The sequence below is a fragment of the Sulfurovum sp. genome (genome assembly GCA_020525365.1).
In the GTDB taxonomy this organism is placed as follows: Bacteria; Campylobacterota; Campylobacteria; order Campylobacterales; family Sulfurovaceae; genus Sulfurovum.
Window position 1 is genome coordinate 1349687 of the sequence record JAIZOF010000001.1, and the last position, 25345, is coordinate 1375031.

At 36.5% G+C, this 25345-nt stretch carries 24 protein-coding genes and 1 pseudogene; 11 read left to right on the top strand and 14 right to left on the bottom strand.

Annotation, left to right across the window (positions count from 1 at the left end; all coding sequences use genetic code 11):
* Positions 1 to 142: 142 nt before the first annotated feature.
* From LGB01_06735 to LGB01_06750, 4 genes are all read left to right on the top strand, one after another.
* On the top strand, positions 143 to 1276 hold the full coding sequence (locus tag LGB01_06735; protein MCB4753892.1) for a hypothetical protein: 1134 nt from the start codon (positions 143 to 145) through the stop codon (positions 1274 to 1276).
* Between the two features lie 2 nt (positions 1277 to 1278).
* Complete coding sequence (locus LGB01_06740) at positions 1279 to 2478, top strand: hypothetical protein (protein ID MCB4753893.1); 1200 nt, start codon at positions 1279 to 1281, stop codon at positions 2476 to 2478.
* A gap of 65 nt (positions 2479 to 2543) precedes the next feature.
* Positions 2544 to 2936, top strand: a complete 393-nt coding sequence (locus LGB01_06745; GenBank protein MCB4753894.1) for a hypothetical protein — start codon at positions 2544 to 2546, stop codon at positions 2934 to 2936.
* A complete protein-coding gene (locus LGB01_06750; protein MCB4753895.1) occupies positions 2936 to 4405 on the top strand; it encodes a S8 family serine peptidase in 1470 nt (489 codons plus the stop codon). The genes LGB01_06745 and LGB01_06750 overlap by 1 nt, the downstream gene beginning before the upstream one ends.
* 378 nt (positions 4406 to 4783) lie before the next feature.
* Here the strand turns inward: LGB01_06750 and LGB01_06755 are convergent, their stop codons facing one another.
* Entirely contained in the window at positions 4784 to 5194 is a 411-nt protein-coding gene (locus LGB01_06755; protein ID MCB4753896.1) for a thioredoxin family protein, read from the bottom strand.
* 120 nt (positions 5195 to 5314) lie between these two features.
* On the opposite strand from LGB01_06755, the gene LGB01_06760 reads away from it, so the two are divergent.
* On the top strand, positions 5315 to 5698 hold the full coding sequence (locus LGB01_06760) for a hypothetical protein (GenBank protein ID MCB4753897.1): 384 nt from the start codon (positions 5315 to 5317) through the stop codon (positions 5696 to 5698).
* Here the strand turns inward: LGB01_06760 and queC are convergent.
* Positions 5653 to 6315, bottom strand: coding sequence for a 7-cyano-7-deazaguanine synthase QueC (queC, locus tag LGB01_06765; GenBank protein MCB4753898.1), 663 nt, complete (start codon positions 6313 to 6315; stop codon positions 5653 to 5655). The genes LGB01_06760 and queC overlap by 46 nt on opposite strands.
* A 73-nt stretch (positions 6316 to 6388) precedes the next feature.
* On the opposite strand from queC, the gene ybeY reads away from it, so the two are divergent.
* The 3 genes from ybeY to LGB01_06780 are packed head-to-tail and all read left to right on the top strand — an operon-like array spanning position 6389 to position 8070.
* Positions 6389 to 6820, top strand: a complete 432-nt coding sequence (gene ybeY / locus LGB01_06770; protein MCB4753899.1) for an rRNA maturation RNase YbeY — start codon at positions 6389 to 6391, stop codon at positions 6818 to 6820.
* A complete protein-coding gene (locus tag LGB01_06775) occupies positions 6817 to 7749 on the top strand; it encodes a calcium/sodium antiporter (GenBank protein MCB4753900.1) in 933 nt (310 codons plus the stop codon). The genes ybeY and LGB01_06775 overlap by 4 nt, the downstream gene beginning before the upstream one ends.
* A gap of 36 nt (positions 7750 to 7785) precedes the next feature.
* Entirely contained in the window at positions 7786 to 8070 is a 285-nt protein-coding gene (locus LGB01_06780) for a hypothetical protein (protein MCB4753901.1), read from the top strand.
* Here the strand turns inward: LGB01_06780 and mrdA are convergent.
* From mrdA to LGB01_06835, 11 genes are all read right to left on the bottom strand, one after another.
* Positions 8044 to 9987, bottom strand: coding sequence for a penicillin-binding protein 2 (mrdA, locus tag LGB01_06785; GenBank protein MCB4753902.1), 1944 nt, complete (start codon positions 9985 to 9987; stop codon positions 8044 to 8046). The two genes, LGB01_06780 and mrdA, sit on opposite strands and share 27 nt — an antisense overlap.
* A 461-nt stretch (positions 9988 to 10448) precedes the next feature.
* Complete coding sequence (locus tag LGB01_06790) at positions 10449 to 10910, bottom strand: N-acetyltransferase (protein ID MCB4753903.1); 462 nt, start codon at positions 10908 to 10910, stop codon at positions 10449 to 10451.
* The gene (yihA, locus tag LGB01_06795; GenBank protein ID MCB4753904.1) at positions 10903 to 11532 is read right to left on the bottom strand and encodes a ribosome biogenesis GTP-binding protein YihA/YsxC; all 630 of its coding nucleotides are present in this window, start codon (positions 11530 to 11532) and stop codon (positions 10903 to 10905) included. Before yihA ends, LGB01_06790 begins: the two co-directional genes overlap by 8 nt.
* On the bottom strand, positions 11525 to 11995 hold the full coding sequence (locus LGB01_06800; GenBank protein ID MCB4753905.1) for a lipopolysaccharide transport periplasmic protein LptA: 471 nt from the start codon (positions 11993 to 11995) through the stop codon (positions 11525 to 11527). Before LGB01_06800 ends, yihA begins: the two co-directional genes overlap by 8 nt.
* Positions 11992 to 12477 carry an LPS export ABC transporter periplasmic protein LptC gene (gene lptC, locus LGB01_06805; protein MCB4753906.1) on the bottom strand — a complete coding sequence of 162 codons (486 nt, stop codon included), beginning with the start codon at positions 12475 to 12477 and terminating at the stop codon, positions 11992 to 11994. Before lptC ends, LGB01_06800 begins: the two co-directional genes overlap by 4 nt.
* A 50-nt stretch (positions 12478 to 12527) precedes the next feature.
* Positions 12528 to 13025 (bottom strand): HAD-IIIA family hydrolase, encoded by a 498-nt coding sequence (locus LGB01_06810; GenBank protein ID MCB4753907.1) that lies wholly within the window; start codon positions 13023 to 13025, stop codon positions 12528 to 12530.
* Entirely contained in the window at positions 13022 to 13594 is a 573-nt protein-coding gene (gene hisB, locus LGB01_06815; GenBank protein ID MCB4753908.1) for an imidazoleglycerol-phosphate dehydratase HisB, read from the bottom strand. The genes LGB01_06810 and hisB overlap by 4 nt, the downstream gene beginning before the upstream one ends.
* Before the next feature lie 20 nt (positions 13595 to 13614).
* Positions 13615 to 14406 carry a septal ring lytic transglycosylase RlpA family protein gene (locus tag LGB01_06820; protein MCB4753909.1) on the bottom strand — a complete coding sequence of 264 codons (792 nt, stop codon included), beginning with the start codon at positions 14404 to 14406 and terminating at the stop codon, positions 13615 to 13617.
* Between the two features lie 128 nt (positions 14407 to 14534).
* Positions 14535 to 15305, bottom strand: a complete 771-nt coding sequence (locus tag LGB01_06825; GenBank protein MCB4753910.1) for a TatD family hydrolase — start codon at positions 15303 to 15305, stop codon at positions 14535 to 14537.
* Positions 15306 to 15367: 62 nt separating this feature from the next.
* Positions 15368 to 16903 (bottom strand): DNA recombination protein RecN, encoded by a 1536-nt coding sequence (locus LGB01_06830; protein ID MCB4753911.1) that lies wholly within the window; start codon positions 16901 to 16903, stop codon positions 15368 to 15370.
* Positions 16900 to 17772 (bottom strand): NAD(+)/NADH kinase, encoded by an 873-nt coding sequence (locus LGB01_06835; GenBank protein ID MCB4753912.1) that lies wholly within the window; start codon positions 17770 to 17772, stop codon positions 16900 to 16902. The genes LGB01_06830 and LGB01_06835 overlap by 4 nt, the downstream gene beginning before the upstream one ends.
* 190 nt (positions 17773 to 17962) lie before the next feature.
* Between LGB01_06835 and aspS the strand changes: the two genes are divergently transcribed.
* The 3 genes from aspS to LGB01_06850 all read left to right on the top strand — a co-directional run bounded on the left by aspS (position 17963) and on the right by LGB01_06850 (position 21651).
* Positions 17963 to 19717 (top strand): aspartate--tRNA ligase, encoded by a 1755-nt coding sequence (aspS, locus tag LGB01_06840; protein ID MCB4753913.1) that lies wholly within the window; start codon positions 17963 to 17965, stop codon positions 19715 to 19717.
* Positions 19718 to 19809: 92 nt separating this feature from the next.
* Positions 19810 to 20403, top strand: a complete 594-nt coding sequence (locus LGB01_06845; protein MCB4753914.1) for an adenylate kinase — start codon at positions 19810 to 19812, stop codon at positions 20401 to 20403.
* A 429-nt stretch (positions 20404 to 20832) separates the two neighbouring features.
* Positions 20833 to 21651 carry an efflux RND transporter periplasmic adaptor subunit gene (locus LGB01_06850; protein MCB4753915.1) on the top strand — a complete coding sequence of 273 codons (819 nt, stop codon included), beginning with the start codon at positions 20833 to 20835 and terminating at the stop codon, positions 21649 to 21651.
* Positions 21652 to 21710: 59 nt separating this feature from the next.
* Here LGB01_06850 and LGB01_06855 read toward each other — a convergent pair.
* A pseudogene (locus LGB01_06855) lies at positions 21711 to 25295 on the bottom strand (efflux RND transporter permease subunit).
* Positions 25296 to 25345 lie beyond the last annotated feature (50 nt).

Sequence of the window (25345 nt, forward strand, 5' to 3'; positions counted from 1 at the left end):
CAATATAGTGCGTATCTGGAGGTCATATCAAAAGGAGGGTAGCTAAAATATCATTTTGATACCCCCATTTCACATACAATCAATTAATTAATATTTAAAGAAGTGTTGTTAGAATACAATAGATACGAAGGGGGGGGGTATAATGAAAATATTTAAAAAAGTTGGAATTGCTTTAGTGATGATGATTGCTTTAGGTTTTAGTGGATGTGGAGACAGCAATACACAAAATGAAAATAATCCATCTGTTGAATATGGTGGAGATACAGAAGGAGATAATGATATATCAAAGTATACAAATGCAGATTGGTTATATCAAAATTATTTTGGAGAGTATGGATTCCCAAATGAATTAAAATGGATGATGCTACCAGAGCTTCAGATGATAGCAAATGGTTTTGCTATGCAGTATGCAAAAGGTGAAGATGTTCAAAAATCAATTTTACACTTAAATACCGCCATGACAACATCGTATTACAGTGGAAAACTTAATTCAATGGCTCAGTCAATGCAAGAAGGGTATCAAGAGGGTTTATATAATGTACATGATGTCAATCAAACCGTATTAAATCATCAAAAGACTACGCGAAAAATAACTGCAGAGACTCAAAAAAATATTAATGAATCAATAAAACGTAAAAAGCAGTATAAAAAAGAACAAGAAGAGTTGGTTAAAAAATATCACTTGCCATACAGCATACCAGATAAAGTAACAAAAACTATTATATATTCTCCAGCAATGAAAGACAGTGGAGGGAAGAGTGGTTTGGTTGATAAGATAAACAAGTATTCTCATGATACAAAATTTAGTGGGTTAGATAAATGGGATTGGTCAAATGCAGATTTCTTTTGGACAAATGGAACTGGTGGTATTGGGCATATGGGGTTAATTGATGCAAGTGATCGTAATGGATTTTGTGTGGTAATTGATTCAATGCCAGGTGTTGGTGTTCAATCTCATTATGGGCTTACTGATTATGCGAACAAAAGTGGAAATAGTGATTGGACCACCATTGAAGGATACGAATATACTGCATGGAGTCCCTCTGACTCAAAAAGAAATGATGTACTCCAATTTGCCTACAGTAGAGTAGGAAAAACGAGTTATAGCTTGCTGGTTAGTAAAAATAATAGAAATAAATCTTATTGTTCAAGTTTCATATGGCAAGCTTTTTACGATAGTGGAGTCAACCTTGATAGTGATGGTGGTTTTTTTGTATGGCCTAGAGACATAACAAATCACTCATCTGTAATGATGTTTAATAGTCAAAATCGATAACCATGAAACATGCATTGGTTTTAATATCATTATTACTCATTGGGCATGCTGCTAAAACTGATACCTCAAAGATAGTACAAAAATGTGAAAATACTTTTGTACTATCTGGATATGGGAATCAAATTATGCTTTTTGAGCATAAAGACAATAGCACAAAGTTTAACCTTTTAAAGATATACCATCAAGGAAATAATGCTTTTTATGATTGTAAAAGAAATATAATCATTGCTTTGCAAAATAAAAAGAGAAGGCTAAAAGAGGGAATTTTAATTTACAACATTAGCAACAATTCACAAAAACTATATGAAACAAATAGTGGATTTAATGGCATTATTGCTAAGTATAAAGATGGATTTATCTATAGCACCAGCAAAACCAAACTAAACAAAGTCAATAATAATCAATTTGGTTATATCCCAAAAAATAAAATATTTTCAAAAAGTTTGATTTTAAATAGCAAAAATAACGAATTGTGGTATCACTATACAGAAGATAGGTTTTTCGACTTAAACAAAAGGAGTGTAATCAAAACCTATCCATTTGGTATGTGGAAAATTTCCGAAATAATCAATCATGACCTATATGTTTATGCTGGAGATTTTTTAAAAATAAACCTAATAAACAAAAAAGCAACAAACCTATGGAGTATTGACCACCATATGTTAAAGCAAAATACAAAAGAGCTAAAATTACCCAAAGCAAGAGTTGGGCTTTTTGTAAATGGTGTCTATTTCATCATAACATCTTCCAAGAGTTGGGATACGGTTACAAATAGGAACAACACAAAAGCAGTCAAATTTAAAAAAGGTGCCATATATCAAATTAAAAATCAAAAACTTTCATTTACAACCCTATTACCTTTTGATGATATTGTTTATGCCAATAGTCCAGATAAAAAGTATTTATATATTTTTACAAAATCTAGAAAAGTAATCAAATACCATATTGAGAAAAATAAAATAGTACAAATATATAAATTGAACATTCATTTAGATCAAAAATTTGAATTAGCAACTGTTGGGTTTACTGATGATAATTTTATCATATCATTTGAAGAGGATAGATACAGAAATGCCTATATCGTATTAGCAAATAAAAATTTTACACATTTTAGCAAACCTTACAATATAAGAATGGGCGGCATAGACATAGCCACTCAAAAAAGTATTCATACAAACCATATGAGGGTGAACAATCTGTGAAAAGAACAGCTGTCTCGTTTAAGTTGTTGCCTATTTTTTGAGGTTATTTTGTCTGGAGATGAAAAATGCAATATTTTACCATTACTTTAGTTTTAAGCGTACAACTTTTTGCAAATAACCTATATTGGTATAACGATAATCAAAAAATACAAATTTACAATCTTGGTTATGATGAAAAGTATCATGCATTTTTTTACAGTAACTCTAAAAAGCGAAAAGCTAAAAAGATGGTATTAACAAACAATATCATTTTAGCTTTCAAGAAAAAAGTTGGTACCGATACATTAAATATGATACTAGATAAGTATCATTTACAATTGATTCAAGCAATGGCTATAGGTAATGGTTTTTATGTATTGAGATGTTTAGACAATAACCCTTTAGGCGTTGCAAATCAAATATATGAGAATGAAAATAATATTAAATCATCATATCCAGACTGGATGTATTCAAAGTAATGAAATTATTATTGATCCTATTATTGGCAATATTATTAATAGGTTGTGGAGAAAACAACAAAGAGGACCCACTCAAAAAAGACCAATGGTATTTAGATGGGTCAAAAAATGAATATATTGATATAAACTTACAACATAGTTTATATAGAGGGAGAAACGTATTGATAGCCATTGTTGATAATGGTATAGATATTTTTCATGAGGATTTAAAAGAGAATATTGGGGTTGGTAGCTATAGTTATCTCACAAAAGAGTATAGTTTTAATGATGCAAATCATGGAACCGCATGTGCTGGAATAATCGCAGGGGTTGAAGGAAATGGCAAAGGCATAAGAGGAATTGCTTCAAAAGCAAAAGTAATAGGCTACAATGCATTAAAAGTACCATCTATTAGTAATATTGCAGATGCGCTTATAAGAAATAAAGAAAAAGTTTGGATTTCAAATAATAGTTGGGGTGATTTTAATTCATGGGGTGAGCCATTATTATTAAGAAGCATCGAAGAAGAGGCCTTAAAAGATGGTGTGCGGTATGGTAGAAATGGAAAAGGTATTATTTATGTATTTAGTGCGGGAAATGGTTCAGCAGACGAGAAGAGTGTGCCAACTGACAATGTCAATTATAGTGGATTAGTGAACAACAGATATACAATACCAGTTGGTGCAGTTGATGAATTTGGTAAAAAAGCCCACTATTCAGAAGTGGGTGCTACATTAATTGTTGTTGCTCCATCAAAAGGGAGTACTGAAGGGGCTGGAATTGTTACAACAGATGTGACAGGAGAAAAGGGTTACAACCCTGAAACTTTCCCTAGTGATTATAAAAATCACAGTTATACCAAGAATTTTGGCGGAACTTCTGCATCAGCACCCATGGTAAGTGGTGTTGTTGCATTAATGCTTGAAGCAAATTCGCATTTAACTTGGCGAGATGTTAGAATGGTATTGGCTCAAAGTGCTACTAAAAATGACCCCAACGATAGTGATTGGGAGTACAATGGTGCAAATTTGCATATTAACCATAAATATGGATTTGGTTTAGTCAATGCAAAAGAAGCCATAGATTTAGCATTAAATTGGAAGGGTGTAGCAGAGGAAAAATTGATAGAAAAATTTCAAGATGTTAATGTATCAATTCCTGACAATAATGACAATGGGGTAGATGGTGTTATCAATATAGAAAAAAATATTTCTATTGAATTTATTGATATTTATTTTAATACAAATGATCATCAAAAATTAGGAGATTTAGAAATTACTCTCATATCACCATATGGAACAAAAAGTATATTGGCACAAAGACATGAAGAAGCGTTTGAGGGTATTTTTAAATATAATAATTGGAGGTTTGGAACAATGAGACATCTTAATGAGTATTCAAAGGGTGAATGGAAATTGCAAGTAAAAGATTTACGAGAAGGCAATAGTGGTACTTTTATATCGTGGGGATTAAAAATTTATGGGCATTAGGTGCAACAAAACCTCATATTAAAAATAAATGTATCAATAAAATCGATTTAAGCGAAGATACTATTGCCCATCAAAAAACAAAAAAATAGTTTCGTTAGATTATGTTAGCAGATATCTATTTTGAAGATAAGGCATACGAGAATAAAAACAACGATAGATCAAGGGGTGCGTACAACTATATATTTTAAAATGTTTTGTTATCATAGACCTAAAAAGAAGCAAACGCACGCATTAGGACATAGGAAAGATGGGTATGTATGTCAATATGTTCGATGACTTAGAGATAAACAAGGCAGAAGAAGCAGAGCTAGATGGGAAGGGTTATACACCTACCTTACTCTTCCCATACTCTAGTCTTATACATGCAAGGTAAACTCCCTATTTTATAAGCATATTCTTTAAATCATTTAAAAAATATTCTGGTCCAATATACCCAACATTTTCATAAATATTTTTCTCTGTATTGGGATCAATATAAAGAATGGAAGGGAAAAAACTTCTCTTAAAAACTACAGGATAAGTATCATCTTTGTCAACAATAAGCGTCACATAGTCTTTTTTTAAGCGTGCTTTGACTTTTTTGTCTGCCAATGTGTGCTTAACCAATTTGTGGCACCATCGACAATGCTCCTTAACAAGAACCATTACCAACATCCTCTTTTTTGCCTTAGCCTTGGCTATTGCCGTAGCATAACTATGCTGTACACCTAACTGTTTAGCAGCTTGTGTTGCATCGGTTGCCAAAAGAAAGGAGCTAAACAGAAAAATCATCAGATACCATCTTGCCACTTTTCAACCTTATTAATATTCTTAATAGAAATTGTAGCCAAAACCCTCTAACCATTTATTAATGTTTGTAGGGTATTTTTTGATATAATGACCGCCATCGAAACACAGGAGAGAAATATTATGAGACTACACTATGTATCAATTGTCGCATTAAGCATTGCACTTTTATTGACAGGATGCTCTAGCAGTCTATGGAAACCTTTTCCTTTTACAAAAGAACAAAGATTTCTTCATGCCATGGTCAAGGTAGCAAAAGACATAAAGAGTAATCCAAAATACCACAAAATGGCACTCCGCACTCCTGCAAAAAAGCTATGGCTCAGAAATCTAATGTATAAACTGTGGGATAAGCAGATTACACGTAAACAGTTTATTGCAAAAGGTGTAGCCAAATATCCAAAACGTAAATATGAATTTACCTATATTGCAGATGCTTATGAGAAAAATAAATTTACATTTCAGAAATGGATAGGATCTTTGATTCCCGCCTCCTTAAAACCTTGAAGCCTTAGCCGACAACTGTCACAGACACCACAAGCCTTATCTTCAGACTGGTAGCAACTCCATGTCGATTCAAGTGGCACATTGAGCTCTAGTGCTTTGGCAACAATCTCTCTTTTTTTCAAGTGGACCAAAGGCATCTTTATTTCAATATGGGTCTTCTCTTTTGTACCTAAATTGATTGCTCTCTCCATCTTCTTTATATAATGCTCTCTGCAGTCAGGATACCCAGAACTATCCTCTTCGACTACACCAATAAAAAGTGTTTCAGCCCCATGTTTCTCGGCTATAGATGCAGCAATAGAAAGAAAAATACCATTTCTAAAAGGTACATAAGTTACAGGTACACCATCCTCTAATCCACCCACAGGTACATCTATGCTTCTATCTGTCAAAGCAGAGGCACCAATTTGTGAGAAAAACGGTAAGTCTATCTCATATCGCCTAGAAGCCTCTACAGCATCTGCAATCTTCCTATAGCACAATAGTTCTTTCGATTCAGTTCTCTGCCCATAGTTAAAATGGAGTGCAATAATCTCATACCCTTCATTGCGTGCAATCATTGCACTAAGTGCACTATCCATACCACCAGATATAATACAAACTGCTTTTTTTATCATATATTAAACCTCCATATCAACACCTAGGATCTTTGCTGCATTTTACCAAGATTTGGGTAAAATGGTGCCCATGTTGATAGATTTAACAAACAAGACAGACTTGCCAGTAGATATTGATTCTCTTGAAAAAATTGTAGAAGATTTGACACAACACAAAGTAGAGTTAATTATTACAGACAATGAAGAGATTAAAGTGCTTAATATGGTACATCGAAACAAGTCTGAGCCAACCGATGTGCTCAGTTTTCCAATCAAGAGCGATGTGCTGCATGTACCACTTGGTTCTATTGTTATCTCTAGAGAGTATGTAGTTAAAAATGCTAACTTTTATGGGCACAGTGAGCAAGAAGAACTTACCTTGCTTTTTATGCATGGGCTGCTTCATCTCATAGGGTATGACCATGAGACAGATGCAGGAGAGATGCGTCACAAAGAGGAGGCATTAATTGATACATGGAAGTTACCCAAAAGTCTTATTGTTCGCAATCAGGAGAAACAACTATGAGTTTTCTTATTTTTGTCACCGCCATGGGTATTCTAATTTGGGGTGCAGATATACTCATCTATCAAAGTGAGAAGATCGCATTACGTTTCAATATTCCTGAGTTTATTATTGGTGCTACCCTCATTGCACTAGGAACATCTCTGCCTGAAATGGCTGCCTCCATTGCTGCAAGTGCTGAAAATAAGACCGATATTGCTATCTCTAACGTGATTGGAAGCAATATTTTCAATATTACATTGGTACTGGCTTCTGTTTTTCTTATAGCACGAAATATCTCACCTAGTAGGGACTTTTTTTCCAAAGACAGTACTTGGATACTAATGCCAGTCTTCACATTCATACTTGTAATCTTGGATGATATAATTTCACGTTTTGATGCCATACTACTACTGCTACTCATGGGATCCTATGTATTTTTTTTATTTCAAGATACAAGAAATATGCCCAAGGAAGATCTTGAAGATGTTGCAAAAAAACCCTTTGTTTGGGTTTCAACTCTTTCAATGTTAATACTGGGTTTTATACTTGTCATTATCGGTGCTCATTTCACTGTAGAGAGCGCATCAGATATTGCTAAAAGTTTTGGTATATCCGAATGGGTTATTGGAATTATCCTGATCTCCTTAGGAACATCACTTCCTGAACTGGTCGTCAGTGTTTCTGCAGCTATAAAGGGTAAAGTTGATATGGCGATTGGGAATATTATTGGTTCAAATATGGCCAATATTTCTGTAGTACTTGGATCAGCAGCTCTCATTAAACCGTTACCCATTAAATCACTTCATTATATTTTTGATATTACCGTGATGGGTATTGCCACACTATTGCTTGTCTTTCTTGTGGCGAATAAACTCTATACTAAATCTGCTGGTACTATCCTGCTGATCATTCTTGGTCTTTTTCTAGAACATATCATACAAGGTTTCTAGAAAACTACGTTCTCCTTAGGAACATCACTTCCTGAACTGGTCGTCAGTGTTTCTGCAGCTATAAAGGGTAAAGTTGATATGGCGATTGGGAATATTATTGGTTCAAATATGGCCAATATTTCTGTAGTACTTGGATCAGCAGCTCTCATTAAACCGTTACCCATTAAATCACTTCATTATATTTTTGATATTACCGTGATGGGTATTGCCACACTATTGCTTGTCTTTCTTGTGGCGAATAAACTCTATACTAAATCTGCTGGTACTATCCTGCTGATCATTCTTGGTCTTTTTCTAGAACATATCATACAAGGTTTCTAGAAAACTACGTTTTAATGGGTAACGGTTTAATGAGAAGCTGCTGATCCAAGTACTACTATATTGGCCATATTTGAACCAATAATATTCCCAATCATATATCAACTTTTTTTCTGCTTGTTGCTTTTCTGAAAGAACAATATAGTTATGTTTGTATAGCCACTTATATATTTTTGCTGCCATAGGTCCTGCTGTACTTCCACCATGACCGCCATGTTCAATGAGTACCGTGACCACATATTGGGGATCTTCATAGGGTGCATAGGTTGTAATCCAAGCATGCGATCGGTGATAATAGGCAAGTTCAGACTCTTTTAGACGTTTGGCAGTCGACTGGGGAATAGATTGTACCTGTGATGTAGCAGTTTTTCCGGCAACCACAATAGGTAAATTATGCATTGTTTTATATGCGGTTCCTCTTCGAGAGTTACATACATCATACATGCCTTTTTTAATTTCTGAAATAGCATATGGATTCAGAGACATGGGTACAATCTCTGGTACTGTTGCATTACCATCTACCAGTTTTGCAACACGAGGCTTAACTAAATTTCCAGTTGCTATCAGTGCTGTATAGCGTGCAATCTGAATCGGCGTAACCAAATCATACCCCTGACCGATAGAAGCAATGGCTGTTTCACCTTTATACCATGGCTGTCCAAAACGACGCCTCTTCCATGCCTTATCAGGCATAACGCCAATATATTCTCTGGGTAAATCTACACCTGTTTTCACTCCAAGCCCAAAAGAGCGCAGATACTTTGCTGCAGCATCAATACCTACCTTGAGGCTTTTGTCGTAAAAGTAGACATCACAACTCTCCCTAATTGCCTTTCTGAGTGCAACCTTACCATGCCCAAAATGTTTCCAACATCGAAACTTATGGCTACTTTTTCCTATAGTAATATATCCCTTACAGTGATCTGAGTTTTTTAAAATACCAGGATGGGTTTCCTCGAAGGCAAGTGCCATTCCCATTTTAATAGTTGATCCTGGAGGATAGATTCCATGTACAATCTTATTGGAAAAAGGGTGAGAAAAATCTTCCCTTAATGCATGCCAATCTTTAAAACTGATTCCTCCAACAAAAAGGTTTGGGTTGTAAGCGGGGTAACTCACTGCAGCAACAAGTTCTCCTGTAACACGCATTACAATAGCAACACCTGTTTCTTTCTTCTTTTTAAATATATTATGGATCATACGTTGCAAATCAATATCAATGTTCAGTGTTAGATTTTTATTATCTTGTGGTGGTACTTTCTTAAGAACTTCTATTGCTCTATTGGTTGCTGTTACCTTGCTGACAACATAGCCATATTCCCCCTGAAGTACTTTATTGTAATACCGTTCTAAACCTGTTTTTCCTACTTGTCCAACAATACTTACAACCTTATCAATACTGTTTTCTTTTGGATTGGAGCGACCAGTATATCCAACAAGATGAGCAGCATAGTTTCCATATGGATAGTAACGTTTTGTTTCTACTTCAATTTTAATATTAGAATTAAGACTCAACTTTGCATACGCACCCATCATCTTTGCATAAGGAATAAAATCTACGACCTTAATAAACTTGTGATTGTACAGCGAACTATACTTTCTGTAGACTTTGTACAGTAAGATGATATTAAGATCAGGAAATGCTTCAGAGAGTATCTCTCCTACTGTCTCAAGTGCCTTGCTTCCACTCTTTAGGTGTGGTCGTATCGAGATAGAGAATCCTATTTGATTCATTGCAAGTAGCTTTCCGTGCACATCAGAGATACTGCCTCGAATAGGCTTAATAAACTCTTTATGCTCTACATTTTCCTTGGCAAGTTTCTCATAGTAATAGTTAGATTTAATGCTAATATGATAGAGTCTTGCAATCATAGTGACCCATACAGAAACAAAAATAAAAAATATCAATTGATATTTCATAAAACTACCGCCACAAGAAGGTCAACAATCAAAGAGTAAAAAAGAATACTATCTAAAATAATATTATTGGTTTGAAAAATAAAATCAAATATCAATAAAAAAACCAAATAAACAAGATCGATCGTCAATACAGTTAAAAGCGATATACACACTTTACATCTTATAAAATATATAAAGTATGGGTATATAAACGCATAAACAAAGAGGATTGCTATAAAAACCAATAATAGTGGCAATGAAAGATTGAACTCCATATTTACAAGATATAAAGATGCAACAATAAAATAAAAAATATTTCCCTTTTCAATCTCCACAATTATTATATATCCCATTATGCCAACAAAAAGAGGAAGAAGTACATAAATAGAAACAAGCATTGGATAAAAGAGTACAAAGAGTATGAGGAGGATCCGTAATAACCTTTGCAAAAAAATCTTTATCGTACTACTTGTCATCTATATCTACACCTTATAGACTAGTGCCACTTCATTGCATGAAGGAAAGTGGATGCACTTAATACAGTCTGCCCATATCTTATGTTCAGGAATAGTCTCTTTGTTTATTTCATAAAATCCAATTTTCTCAAAAAAATCTGGTAGATAGGTTAGAACCAATACATCCTCTTTGACTCCTAGTGCTTTTGCTTCTTCAAGAGAAAATTCTACCATCTGCTTACCAATATACTTTCCACGGTAAGCCTTGTTAACAATAAGACTGCGTATCTCAGCAAGACGCGAGGAGTGGATATGTAGTGCCGTATAGCCTACAAGTTTTTCTCCTTGTTTAGCAAGGACGTAGGATCGTATATTGGTGGCCATCTCATCTTCACTACGTTCAAGTATGGTCCCGTCTTTTACCTTTTCGTCTACCAGTGCCTGCATGGCAGGAATATCAGTAAGTTTTGCTTTGACTAGTTTAATCACTTCTTGCTCCCTCATCTCTTCCTACACCAAAAATTGTATGCATAATCTCACGATGTATGCTTTCATATCCATTCTTTTTTAGATTGGAAAGTGTCATTGAATTAGGAAATTCACGTTTGAGTTTATTGCGTTCTTTTTGATTGAGCTTGTCTATTTTAGTAAAAACCATTAAATAGCGTTGATCAGGTCTGATAAATTTTAAAATATAAGCCTCCATATCATCATCAATCTTTGCATATGGGTGTCTTGCATCACGTAGATGAATAAATAGTCTGATAGAAACACGATGCTCAATGAACTCTACCAGATTCTTTTGCCACACTTCTTTAAGTGATTTGGAGACCTTTGCATACCCAAATCCAGGAAGGTCCACAAAGCGTACAGGATAGCTCTGCTCTTTATAAAGGTAGCGAGTCTCAAAAAAGTTTATCAGCTGTGTTTTTCCTGGTGTTGCAGAACTTTTAGCAAGATTTTTCCGATGGGTCAATCCGTTCAGTGTTGAACTTTTGCCCACATTAGAACGTCCAAGAAATACCACTTCACTCATATCTTCATGTACTGAATCGACGATACTCTGTGCAGATTTAATAAATGATGCTTCTACAATCTGTGGATTACTCACGTCTCTTCTCCAAATTAAAAATAAACTTTACTGGTTTCTTCTTCTTCCCTTTGATATCACCATTTCCAGTATGCATATTTAAAATAACTTCATCACCATTAATATAACTTTTATTTACAAGATCTTCTATGGCAACTTCACCTTTAAGGATATATGTAACATTTTTGGGAAGATATGTAATTTTCTGCGCACTCCCCTTGTAAAAAGTATTCTTATATTGTAACTCAAAGGTTACGCTTCCAATTGCTTCATACTTCTTTGTCTTATTATTTTGATTAAGGTAAACAATAATTTCATCTGCATGTATCCAGTTTTTCATCTGAATCACTTTAGTATTTCCCGTAAAGTGAATCTCCTTTTTGAGATCTATTATCTTCATAGTGTCAGAAGTAATCTGAACACTCTCTGCAAAGAGTAAGGAATGTCCTAAAACTGCTGTTAATAAAATGATTATATATTTCAATCTGTACCCTTTGTCTTAGCCTTAGAGATATTATTTTCTTCAGCATAGAGCGTTGCATTCACGCCGGTTGCTTGTAGCACTTGTCTGTCGGCATAGTATGTCATGCCCTTACCGTATATAACACTTTTTCCTTTCGTTGCAACAAAAGAAGAGGTCGTATAAAGTATGGTGCTCTTCTTATCATAACGGGCATGTTCTGTCCGATAACTAAACCCTTCTCTTTGGTGCATCGTCACATTACCATCAAGGTAGAGACTATCTCCTTTATATATTCCACTATCAGCAAAAAGCTGATAGATATTCTTATTGTGATAACGTAAATGGTCTACTTTTAAAACAGTACCGGCTCTAACACCATGGGCAGCAAATGCTATCCCTTCCCTGTTAGATATGGTTGCTTCTGTAAAAGTTGTATTGGAAAACTCCAACTCTTTTTGTATATTTTTTTCTACTATTTTCTGAGAATTTAACTTAATTGACATTGTTATAATCGATGTCAGTATGATCAAAGTCACCAAAAATAATTCTAATTTTAATCCCATAATGCCAGATACTTCTTTTCAAGTCCCTCTTGTTTGATGAGATATTCAATCATCTCACGTACCGCACCATCACCACCTTTTTTTGTCAGAACAATATCTACAGTGTCATTAATATGGCTACTTGCATCTCTTGGAGCAAAAGAGATTCCTGCCATCTTAAGCATAGAAATATCATTGAGGTCATCACCGATAGCAGCAATATGTTTCATTTCAATATCTAGTTTTTCTAGAAGCTTCTCAAGAACCTCTCTTTTGTTTTCTACACCTTGATAGAGGTGTTCTATATGTAACTCTTTTGCTCGCCGTGTAACAATATCAGATTTACGCCCTGTAATAATAGCTACCTGTCGCCCAAGACGTCTCCATGAGGCAATCGCTAAACCATCTTTTACATTGAAAGACTTTATCTCATCTCCATCAGCACTATAGGTAATACGACTATCAGTCATGGTGCCATCAACATCAAGAATGATTAACTGGATACTCATAAGACACCTTTTGTACTTGGAATACCGCTATTTTCATTGATTGCAACTGCACGCCTTAAGGCAACTGCAAGTGCTTTGAATGATGCCTCAATAATATGGTGCTTATTTTTACCTCTATTATAAATAAGGTGCAATGTCAACGAAAGATTGGATGTAAATGCACGAAAAAACTCCTCAACAAGCTCCACATCAAATGTTCCTACTTTGCCACCAATAGGTAACTCAAAGACGAGAAAACCACGGTTTGACAGGTCAATATCACAAGTAATGCTTGCTTCATCCATTACCACTGTTGCATTACCAAATCGCTCAATGCTTTTAACTGGATAGATTACTTCACGAAGTGCCTGTGCAATGACTATCCCCACATCTTCAACTGTATGATGATCGTCAATATGTATATCACCATTACATTTGACCTCCATGTCAATATGTGCATGTTTGGTAAAAGCTTCAAGCATATGATCAAAAAATCCTATACCGGTATCAATCTTTGCTCTCCCTTTACCATAAAGGTTTACTTTCACACTAATTTGTGTCTCTTTTGTTTCTCGTCTTTTCTCAATCATCTTTTTCCTCGCTTCCATGCTTAACTTCGTAAAATCGGTGCCCCTGATAAACCTAAATAGTTATCCCTGTAATCCCGAGCTGCCTCTTTACTCTTAAAACCCATCATAAAAACCCTATAAAGTGTACGACCGGCATTATCTTGTGCTCTTTTAATTACAACATGGTACCTGTTCATTCCAATTCTCTTATACTTTTTCTTAGTAATTTTTGCACCCTCATAACGACTAAAAGCACCTACTTGAATACCAAAATTTGTCAGCCTGATACGCTCTATTTTCTTTTCTGCTTTGGCTTTAGTAATCTGTTGTGATGTCTGCACCTTTCCTGCAAAACCAACTACCTCAATTTTTACCTTAGCAATCCCAGTCTTATCAAGTCCAAGTTCTTTGCCTGTTGCGTAGCTACAATCAATAATGCGTCCTTTCACAAAAGGACCTCTATCATTAATACGAGCAATAGTACTTTTTCCATTCTGAAGATTGATAATCTTTACCATAGTATCCATCGGCCAGGTCTTGTGCGCTGCCGTCTTTGCATACATATTATAATGCTCACCACTGCTGGTATATTTACCATGAAAGTTTGGTCCATACCAACTTGAAATACCCCTCATGGTTTGCCCTACTGAGACATAAGTCGGTCTATAGGACTTTCCAAGCACCACATAACTACGCATAGCTGCCCTCTTCATAGAAGGACTAGTATAACCCTTGTCAGGATAGTTTGCATATCGATTTAAACAACCTGTCATTAGCAATAAAATTAAAAGGACTTCTATGGAAAAGAGGAAGAAAAGGCGTTTACTTGACATAAAGTCCCTTATACTTATGATAGTGAAGATATTATCTCATATTTGACTTTATAGCTGCTTGAAACCATTCAAAGTAAAGCAAGTTCTTCTTAAATACCATTTCTAAATATTTGGTATATTTTGATATTTTAAATACCAAAAAGTCTCTGTGTATTTGATGCTATTGTCTCTTCCATATGACTCCTCTCCATACCACTTAGCTCACACATTTTTTCAACAATAAGGGTACAGTATGAGGGCTCATTTTTTTTCCCTCGGAATGGATGTGGCGTTAGATAAGGAGCATCTGTCTCTACTAAAAGTCTCTCATGAGGAATTTCTGGGAAAATATTAAGCAATTTACGAGCATTCTTAAAGGTAAGTACACCACCTATACCATAGTAAAAATTCTTTTTAGAGAGCGCAAGAAGCGACTCATCAGCATTATAGCAGTGCAATACACCGCCTGCTTCTCCTGCATATGTATGCAACATCTCCAGACAATCAATACTCGACTCTCTTACATGTACAATGAGTGGTTTTCCTAATACTTTTGCCCACTGAATTTGGTCAAGAAATACCTCCTTCTGTAGTGCCTTTTCGGCACGAATTGCTTCCTCTTCTTCAGGTAGTCTATAGTAGTCAAGTCCACACTCTCCAATTGCCACACATTTTGGATGTGAAACAAATCTTTCAAGATAGCTCCGATCATAGCGTGAAGCATCATAGGGGTGTACTCCTACAGCAAAATAGACAGATGAAAATTTCTCCGAAATTTCAACAGCACGCTCCAGTGTACGCGGATCTGCACCCGGTATGATAAATTTTTTTATCCCACTTTGTTTGGCTCTTTGTAAAACCTCATCAAGATCCTCATTGTAACGACAATCATCAAGATGGCAGTGAGTATCAATAATCATGAAAAAATACTCCTTATTTTTTAATATGAATTAAATCAAAACCCTACTTAAACAATAGTTTATTATTTGCTACTTCGTAACTTTTGTGCAAATGCTACTGCCTGTTCAGTTGGGGATTCTCCAGCAACAATACGGGCAATCTCATCAATACGCCCCTCATCATCAAGTATGCGTGCACGACTAATGTCTCCTTTTCTTTCTACAACAATATGCTGTGTTGCCTTGGCAGCAAGGTGTGGCTGATGAGAAATGGCAAAGACTTGATACCCCCTTGCGAGTGTCTCAATCATCCCTGCAATAGCAATGGACTCATCACCACTAACATTTGCATCAATCTCATCAAGTATGAGTACACCTTGTTCTTCTTTTTCTTTTGGCATAGTTGTAGCCATCAGTGCCAATCTAACACGGTTAAACTCTCCACCACTAAGTGTTTTAAGTGATGAATCACCAAGTTTTATCTCCACACTATCAAGCCCCTGCTCGCCAAGTGGAACCGAAGAAAATACAAACTCCAATGCGGAAAGTTTTAAACTAGAGAGATAGTGTTCAAGGGTTTTTTCAAGTCTTTTTGCCTCCTCTTTTCTCTTCTGTGAAAGATGAGAGGCAATCGTGTGCAATTCTACATATTCCACCTCAAGAAACTGCTCAAGCAGACTTTTGTCCTGCTCTGCATGTTCATATCCTGCCAACTCACAGATTTTCTCCTCCTTGTAGGCAAGCGCCTCCTCTATGGAGCCATAACGATTCTTTAATCCTGTAAGGTCACTTAATCTGTTGAGTACCTCTTCTACATTTACCTCTTTAAGCTCATCAGCAAGCAGTTCACTCTCTTCAAAATCTGCACGGAGTTGATTCATTGCCTCTGAAAAGGGTGTTATATTTTTATCGAGTAGTCGATAAATCTCCTCCACACTACTCTCATATTTGAAAATCTCATTTGCCCGCACCAATGCATCACGAATCTTATCAATACGTGAGAGTTGTTGCTTTACTTTTAAAAGCTCCTCTTCTTCTCCAGATTTAGGGTTGATCGTATGAATCTTCTCTATCTCATAACGTATCAATTCGATCTTCTCCGTCAGCCTCTTCTCTTCATCTCGTATCTTCTCTAATTGAAGTATCTTCTGTCGATAATTTGTATATCGTTTTGCATACTCTCTAAGAGATTTTTTAAAGCTACTCTCCTTGGCAGAGAGAGATGCGTCTATCATTTTGAGTAAAGAGGCTACATCTATTCCCTCTTGATCGCGTACAGAAAGATATCTGACAAACGGTGAAAACATCTCTAAGAGTATTTTTTTAGAGATGTTTTGTCCATCAATAAAATAGCGTAGCTTCTCTCTTTTTATGGTTTTAATACAGAGTTTCTCCTCTAACATATAAGCATCACTTTTCAAATTTGTAGGCTTTTTTAGGTCGAGCTCACAAAGTGTTGCAACACTCTTTATTGTATGCCCAAATGCAGAAAGTATTGCCGAAATAAGTACTGATTTACCCGCACCACTTGATCCACTAAATACGATAAGTCCTTGCTTGAACTCAAGTTCAAGTGTCTGAAAGGTTACAAGATCACGCAGATGGAGTCTCTCTATCAATTTCTATCTCCCCAGTGTAGTTTTTCACGCAAAACAGAGAAATAATTATGCTCTTTGCGGTGTATAAGAATTGCCCCTTTTTTTGCCCCCGCAATATAAAGAATATCACCCTCTTCTAGCTCATAGACTTCCTGTCCATCAATGGAAGCAATGGCACGATACTTTTCTACATCAAGCTCAATACTAAAATCTGCAGGCACTACTAGCGGTCGCTGATTGGCAAGTGAGTGTGTCAAAACAGGGGTAATAATAAATGCTTGTGTCAATGGATAGAGAATAGGACCACCGGCAGAGAGATTGTAGGCAGTAGAGCCTGTTGGTGTGGAGATAATAAGTCCGTCTCCAGTATAAGAATTAAAACGCTCTCCATCGATAGAAGCATTAACCTTTACCATTTTGGAGGGCTCAGGAGAGGTAATAACTACATCATTAAAGGCAATAAAGCTAATTTTACTACCACTACTTTTTTGGATATATCCCTCAATCATCATACGGTCATCAATACGATACTCTCCCATGAGCAGTCGGTCAAGAAATGTATCAACTTCACCAATAGTAATATCGGCAAGAAATCCCAATTTGCCCGCATTGATCCCAACAACCGGTTTATCGTAACCATAGCTTCGACGCACAAGAGAAAGAAGTGTGCCATCTCCTCCAAGAGAGACAAGAAAATCAATCTGGCAGCACATCTCTTCAAATAGAATACCTTTTAGCCCTATCATCTTTGCCGAACGCTCTGAAAGCAATACAGAGATACCCCTGCTCTCAAACTGTTGTCTAATATGCTCATAAATTGACTTAATCTCTGGTGTATTTGGCTTAAGAATGAATCCTACTGTTTTCACCTGTTGCAACTGTTTCACCATATTTTCTCCATCTATGTCTTGCTTAATGACAGCCTAACATATTCTTGCTTGAGTGGCTCAAAAATATGTCATATTGTCATTTTTTTAATGGCTAGGGTTTAAGGATGTAACAATATATTCGTCATCAATGTTTGCCCCTAAACAACTTTTTGATATAATCGCGCTACTTAATTCATTACGAGGAATAGACGTGAGAACACACTATTGTGCCGAAATCCATGAAATACATATTGGTGAAGAGATTACCGTAGCAGGATGGGTCGCCAGCCGGAGAGATCATGGGGGTGTTATTTTTATTGACCTTCGCGATAAAGACGAGGTTGTACAACTTGTCTGTGACCCTGCAGATAATATGGATGCACACAAGATAGCTGAAGAGGTACGTGATCAGTTTGTCCTTATTGCAACCGGAAAGGTACGTGCCAGAGGCGAAGGACTCGAGAACCCCAACCTTAAAACAGGAAAAATTGAGATTGTTATTCATCAACTCATTATTGAAAATCGATCCAAACCAATGCCATTTGATTTGGGAGACGAGAAGGTTAATGAAGAGATTCGGTTAAAGTATCGCTATCTTGAACTACGCAATCAAAAATCTTATAATATTTTTAAACTTAGATCAAAAGCAACCATTGCAGCACGAAACTCACTTGATGGTCTTGGATTTCTTGAAGTAGAAACACCCGTACTGACTAAATCTACCCCTGAAGGTGCACGTGATTACCTTGTACCTAGCCGTGTACATCTTGGTGAATTCTATGCACTACCACAATCCCCACAACTTTTTAAACAACTACTGATGGTCTCTAGTTTTGATCGGTATTTTCAAATTGCTAAATGTTTCCGTGACGAAGATCTCAGGGCTGATAGGCAACCAGAATTCACCCAGATAGATGTTGAAATGAGCTTTTGTACAGAAAATGATGTTATCGGTGTAGCAGAAAACCTTATCGGCGATATCTTTACACAATGTGGATTTAAGATCCCTAAAACTTTCAAACGCATGACATACCATGAAGCTATGGAGAAATATGGAACAGACAAACCTGACATGCGTTATGAACTTGCAATGGTCGATGTAATCGATATTTTTGAGCACTGTGATAATGAGATATTCTCCCAAATTGCTTCTGAACCAAAGAAAAACCGTATCAAGGCACTCAAGGTTCCCAACGGTGACAATATCTTCTCTAAGCGTCAAATGAAAGGGTTTGAAGATTATGTTAGAAAATTTGGTGCACAAGGGCTTGGCTACTTTCAAATGAAAGAAGATGGGCTCAAGGGACCACTAACGAAGTTTTTTTCTGAAACAGATCTTAAGGCGATCATTGACCGCTGTGATTTGGCTGTAGGCGATGTAGTCTTCTTTGGTGCAGGAGAGAAGAGGGTAGTGCTTGATTACATGGGTCGATTCCGTATCTATCTAGCAGAATTAATGAATATCATCCCCGAGAATACCTTTGAGTTCCTCTGGGTTGTTGATTTCCCAATGTTTGAAGTGGAAGATGGGCGTGTAAAAGCACTTCATCATCCTTTTACGCAACCAAAATCACTTGATTTTAAAGAAGATCTTGAAGAGATTGAGTCAATTGCTTACGATATTGTACTTAACGGTACAGAGCTTGGGGGTGGTTCCATCCGTATCCACAAAGAAGAGATACAAGGGGAGATCTTTAAACTGCTTGGCATCTCTGAAGAGGAGGCACAGGAGAAGTTTGGTTTCCTACTTGATGCCTTAAAGTTTGGTGCACCGCCACATGGTGGATTTGCACTTGGTCTTGATAGACTCATAATGCTCATGGCAGGTACGGACAGTATCCGTGATGTCATTGCTTTCCCTAAAACACAACGTGCACAGTGTCTACTAACACAAGCACCAAGTCCAGTCGATACAGAACAACTTAAAGATTTGGGTCTACGTATCAGGCAAGCACCGACAGCATAAGTCATTAATATAGTAAACGGTTGGTGTTTGTGCAAACATTTCAATTTGCTTTTATTAGCGTAACAATATCTACTAAAAAAGGATAAATATTTATGAAAAAACTCTTTTTAATTATCGGTGCACCAGGCTCTGGAAAAACGACAGATGCGAGTATCATAGCAGAAAAACACAAAAATAAGATTGTTCACTACTCTACAGGTGACATGCTTCGCGAAGAGGTAGCAAGTGGTTCTGAACTTGGAAAAGAGATAGAGAACTACATCTCCAAAGGTGCACTTGTACCACTAAATATTATTGTTGATACTATTATCTCGGCAATCAACAATGCGCCTGTAGACAATATTCTTATCGATGGATATCCAAGAAGTGAAGAGCAAATGACTACATTTGATGAAATTGTAGGCAGGGAAGGAAATATTGACCTTGCTTCTGTTATTGAAGTACGTGTTAGTGAAACAGTTGCCAGGGAACGCATTTTGGGTCGTCGTGCTGAAGCGGCTCCAGGTGAAGAGAGAAGTGATGATAGCGAAGAGGTCTTTGTAAGTCGTATGAAGATATATACGGAACCACTTCCAGCTATCCAGAAGTTTTATAAAAATAAAAATCTTCTCAAGATTATAGATGGAGAAAGGGTACTTGAAGAAGTTGTTGCAGATATGGAAACATTCATTTTAAAAAGTATATAGTTATGACCAAACCTCTATGTAGAGAGTAGCAAGACTTGGGTCGTCATGACTACTCTTTAAAATTATCAATATATTAACTTAATATAGATAAAAATTATTTTCCATGCTCCTATCTTTTTGTGTCTGGAAAATTTGCTACCATTTGGGCATAACATCTATTGGTTTTTAGTACTTCCATTACTCCCCCTAAAGACTCACTTAAAATCCCAAACATATTGAACTCATTTTTACAAGGCAGATACTCTTTTTCTACTTGAGTGTATTAGAGGCTTGGTAGGTGGTAATTTCTGCTTGGTAGCCACCAGAAAGAGAGGGTTGCTAAACTTTTTCACCCTATATGACTCTTTGTTTAAACTTTTAAGCCAATTATTGTAATATATAAAACACTTAATTTACATCAATTTTTTTGATCAATAATATGGAGCTCTCATGAATAAAATACTATTCATCATAACCCTTTTAACCCTATGTGCTTATGCAAATACACTCACCGTAACTGGTACTATTGTTTCTGATAATAAAAAATATATTGGTGCACGCTACATGGGGTATGTTAAAGAGGTCTACAGGGAAGTAGGAGACTCGGTAAAGCGGGAAGATACACTTTTTAAGATGGATTCTGCAGAGTTTGACATACTCAAAGAGCAAGTCAATCTTGGACTCGAACAAGCTGAGATACTCACTGATGTCTATCGTAGTAAACTTGATGAAATCAGACGTGAAAAGATGCTACTTAGAGAACGTAAAATATCGGGAGCTAACTTTAATTTCGATGATATGAACGATAACCTTTCCATTACAGCAGAACACACACAGTCAATGCTTAAGGCAATGCAGGCTATTGTCAAGAATGCTGCACAGAAAGTCAAAGAGGTTAGTGTTATCTCTCAGTATCTTGAGGTCAAGGCACCAAGTGATGGTATTATTGTACAGAAAAATCTACATGTGGGGGATATGGTCATGCCGGGCTTTCCTGTAATGGTTTTAGTCGACCTTAACCATCTTGAGATAGAAGCACAAGTTGCAGAGACTGATTTACTTAAGATAAACAAAGGGGATTTTATTAAATTTGAGATTCCATCTATCCACTACAAAGGTCATGGACGCATTAAATCTATTGTTCCTAGTGCTAATCCTATGACACATACTTTTTTGGTACGTATTTCTTTCCATAAAGACCACAAGAAGATTTACCCAGGTATGTATGCCAAGTTGTACATCGATTATACACCTTCAAAAAACAGATAGAGGTGTATTTCTATTTTATAAGAGTATATTTTTAATTTTTCTAAATATAGATTTCGTCAACCTCTTTTGCGTATACTCTCCCACAGATGAATGAGACGTTTTTTTACTAAAGTAAAGATATCATAGTTATGTGATATCTCTTCATTGCTCTCATCCTTGCACGCTTTTGGCAATACAAATACCTGCTTAATGCTGTTTGCTAAAATACACATTAGACCATCTGGCTCATCATCAATATTCTTACAATACTCTTTTTTTTCATGCTGTATATCCATTGCCTTGGCATTAGACATCAGTACAGGAATAAAAAAGAGCGCAACAGCAGTTGCAGCAATGCTTCCAAAAATAAGTGCAATCCCTAGTCCACCGAAAATTGGATCAGTAGAGAGTAGCAGTGAACCTAAAATAATTGCAACTGCTGTCATCAAGATTGGCTTGGCGCGAGTTGCCGTTGCTTTAGCAATAGCCCGATTCTTCTCCATCTTCTCCTCTTTCATTAAAGAGCGTGAGAAATCAATCAGTAGCAATGAACCACGTGCACTAATTCCCATAAGTGATATAAACCCGATTAATGAGGTTGCAGTTAGAAAAAAGTGGACATCAGCAAATGCTAAAGATATCTTGTCAGTAATCCAATGCCCAACAATCACTCCAATAATGGAGAGAAAACTACCTGCTAAAACAATACCACTAAGTGCAAATGATTTATAGTAGACCACCATTAATAAAAACATCAATATCAATGCAGCAATAAACGCACCACCTAAATCACGGAAAGTATCGAGTGAAACTTTCATCTCTCCATCCCAACGTATCAGTATCTTCTCGCCACTCTTTTTATCTACTGCATGTAAATCGAACATATACGTACTTATACCAGGATCTTTGGTAATATTGTACTCCTTCTTAAGTACTTCTAGCATCCTATCCCGTGCCTCAAGTAGTGGGTAGACTTGAGAGACAAGATCACATTCTGCGGTAATCGTTGCCATATTCTTGAGGTTTTTTCTAAAAATTGTTGGGCTTGAAGGCATCTCTTTAATATCCACAACCTCAATAAGTGGCACCATCATCCCTTTTTGATTCATGAGTCGCAAACGTGAAAACTTTTGCTTTAATGTCTCCTTACTCTCGCCTTCAATAATGCGAGACTCATTATCAAAGCGTACAAAGATTGGAACCTGATCCTGCTGATTCTTAGTATTTTTAACTGCTACTGGCATCCCCTTAAATGCCAAGTAAATAATCTGATTAACCTGTTCAACACTGAGTTCACTTCGTATGATCTTCTCTTTATTTGGAAGAAGCATATAAGTAGTATAGATATCATCCATCATCACATCAATATCAACCAACCCTTCTGTATTTTGAAGTATGGTAGAAATTTTTTGTGCCATATGACGTAGCTGTTCATCACTTTTAGTATAAAGCTCTACAATGATTGTCGCAAGTGTCGGAGGTCCCGAAGGCATCTCAATAAACTTAATATTGGTATGCGGTACAATCATCTCACAGCGACGCTGAATAAGTGGGCGGATACGATGCACCATCATAAAAGAGGGTTCATTCCTTGTATGCTTACCTGTCAGATTGACTACAATCTCTGCTTGATTCTGAAACCGCTTAAAGGCACTCCCCTTGACAAGTCCAGCATAATCTAATGGTGCCCCCTGCCCCAAAAAGACTTCCATGTCAGTTACTTCTGCCTCTTTTCTAAGCATATCAACCACACACTGTGTCACCCGACCCGTCTCCTTGATGGAGGCATCGGTCGCAGTATCAATATAGATAGTGAAGGTATTGGCACTTTTTCCTGGAAGCATTTTTGCAAGTACCAGTTTAGTTGGAAACATCATCACTGAACCCATTAAAGAGACAAGTACAATACCAATAACAACCCAGCGTTTACGCCTATTTTCCAATATACCATAAAGGAAAGATTCAAATCGTGTCATTTTATTTTCTCTCCTTCTTTTTTGGGTTTCTCTTCTGCTTGCTTATGCTCCTTTGTATGGTGGGAAATTACCTCTTTCTTTATCTTCTTAAAGTTGAGGAATTTTCTTGCCATATAGGGAGCAAATACATATGCAACAAAGAGTGAAACAGCAAGTCCTACAGGCACATTAAGAGGAATAGGTTTCATAAACTGCCCCATCATCCCCCCAACAAAACCCATAGGCACCATTGTCAAGATAATGGCAATAGTGGCAACATTGGTTGAGGGGCCTATTTCGTCTGTTGCCTGCACAATAATCTCATCAACACTCTTCTTCTCAATGTCTAGATGTAACCGCCGATGAATATTCTCAATAACAATGATAGCATCATCAACAATGAGCCCCAAAGAGAGCAAAAAGGCAAAAAGGGTGATACGGTTAATCGTCTGATCTGTCAGTTGTGCTATAAAAAGTGTTGTTGCTAAAATCATTGGTACAGCAATAGTCACAACCATCGACTCTCGCCATCCCAAAAATGGGATGAGTATTAACATAATAATAAAGATAGTAATCTCTAAATGATGTACTAGTTCATTAACTGCCTCATCGGCCCTAACACCATAGTTTCTGGTAACAATAAATCCAACACCTGCAGCATTAAGCTGTGCTTTAGTAGCCTGTATCTTCTCTATAGCCTCTTCTGCAATAAGGACTGCATTGGTTCCTTTGAGTTTAGAAATAGTCATCGTAATTTGTGTATCAAGCCCCCTAAATGAACGGTCAGCTACTTCATGCTCCCCATCTTCTCTTTTCTCTTCTTTATAAGTATTCTCCCTAATTGCTACTGGATCAATATCCATTCTTTTTCTATAGTCTATCTGTGTACTCTGGTAATTTTGTATATCGTAGCCATACTCCACCTTGGCAATACTCTTGAGATAGATAGGTGAATCCATATATTGTGCAATAATCAGATTTTGAAGATCCTCAACCGTATTGATGGCATTCTCTATTCCAAAGACAACCAATTTTCCCAGTTTGTTTTCTGTATCAATCATAGGTGCATTAGTAGAAATAGATTTAATTGCACTGGCAACTTGCCCCAAAGAGATATGGTAGGCAGAGAGTTTATTGAGATCTACCAATACATTAAACTGTGGACGCTTAACGCCTTTAAGTGTAGTCTTTGAAACATTATCTAGTGCATTGATTTCCTGCTGAAGTTCACGGATAGTACGGTAGAGTTTAACCACATCAGATTTAATATTGGGAAGTTGGTAAAAGGCTACTGTCAAAATAGGAATATCGATATCAATATCAAAAGGTTTAACCAGTGGTGGCATGGTATTCTTGGGGAGCTGATCCATATTTTGCATCACTTTATCATAGAGCTTTAGATTAGAAGATTCACGATTCTCTCCAATATAGTACTGCACATTGACAATACCAAAATTGTTCATTGCTGTGCCGTAAACATGCTCCACCCCTTTGATTTCACGTATACGACGCTCAAGTGGCTTGATAACCACATTGAGTACCTCTTTGGGTGAAGCGCCTGGCATTGCCACTATAACAGCACCGCCACTAACCTCAATCTGTGGATCCTCCTCCCTTGGCATTGTATTAAGAGAGATAAACCCCAAAAGAAGAATGGCTACAGCAAGAATAGGTGTGAGTGGATTACTAAGAAATGTTTTTGAAAAGTATCCAGCAATATTTTTTATTTTATAATTTTCCATTACGGTCATTATAGCAAC

Bases quoted from the DNA above. Each gene is read 5' to 3' on its own strand.
- LGB01_06735 (MCB4753892.1), top strand. From the start codon at position 143: ATGAAAATATTTAAAAAAGTTGGAATTGCTTTAGTGATGATGATTGCT.
- LGB01_06740 (MCB4753893.1), top strand. From the start codon at position 1,279: ATGAAACATGCATTGGTTTTAATATCATTATTACTCATTGGGCATGCT.
- LGB01_06745 (MCB4753894.1), top strand. From the start codon at position 2,544: ATGCAATATTTTACCATTACTTTAGTTTTAAGCGTACAACTTTTTGCA.
- LGB01_06750 (MCB4753895.1), top strand. From the start codon at position 2,936: ATGAAATTATTATTGATCCTATTATTGGCAATATTATTAATAGGTTGT.
- LGB01_06760 (MCB4753897.1), top strand. From the start codon at position 5,315: ATGAGACTACACTATGTATCAATTGTCGCATTAAGCATTGCACTTTTA.
- queC (MCB4753898.1), bottom strand. From the start codon at position 6,315: ATGATAAAAAAAGCAGTTTGTATTATATCTGGTGGTATGGATAGTGCA.
- LGB01_06775 (MCB4753900.1), top strand. From the start codon at position 6,817: ATGAGTTTTCTTATTTTTGTCACCGCCATGGGTATTCTAATTTGGGGT.
- mrdA (MCB4753902.1), bottom strand. From the start codon at position 9,987: ATGAAATATCAATTGATATTTTTTATTTTTGTTTCTGTATGGGTCACT.
- lptC (MCB4753906.1), bottom strand. From the start codon at position 12,477: ATGTCAATTAAGTTAAATTCTCAGAAAATAGTAGAAAAAAATATACAA.
- LGB01_06810 (MCB4753907.1), bottom strand. From the start codon at position 13,025: ATGAGTATCCAGTTAATCATTCTTGATGTTGATGGCACCATGACTGAT.
- hisB (MCB4753908.1), bottom strand. From the start codon at position 13,594: ATGATTGAGAAAAGACGAGAAACAAAAGAGACACAAATTAGTGTGAAA.
- LGB01_06820 (MCB4753909.1), bottom strand. From the start codon at position 14,406: ATGTCAAGTAAACGCCTTTTCTTCCTCTTTTCCATAGAAGTCCTTTTA.
- LGB01_06825 (MCB4753910.1), bottom strand. From the start codon at position 15,305: ATGATTATTGATACTCACTGCCATCTTGATGATTGTCGTTACAATGAG.
- LGB01_06835 (MCB4753912.1), bottom strand. From the start codon at position 17,772: ATGGTGAAACAGTTGCAACAGGTGAAAACAGTAGGATTCATTCTTAAG.
- LGB01_06845 (MCB4753914.1), top strand. From the start codon at position 19,810: ATGAAAAAACTCTTTTTAATTATCGGTGCACCAGGCTCTGGAAAAACG.
- LGB01_06850 (MCB4753915.1), top strand. From the start codon at position 20,833: ATGAATAAAATACTATTCATCATAACCCTTTTAACCCTATGTGCTTAT.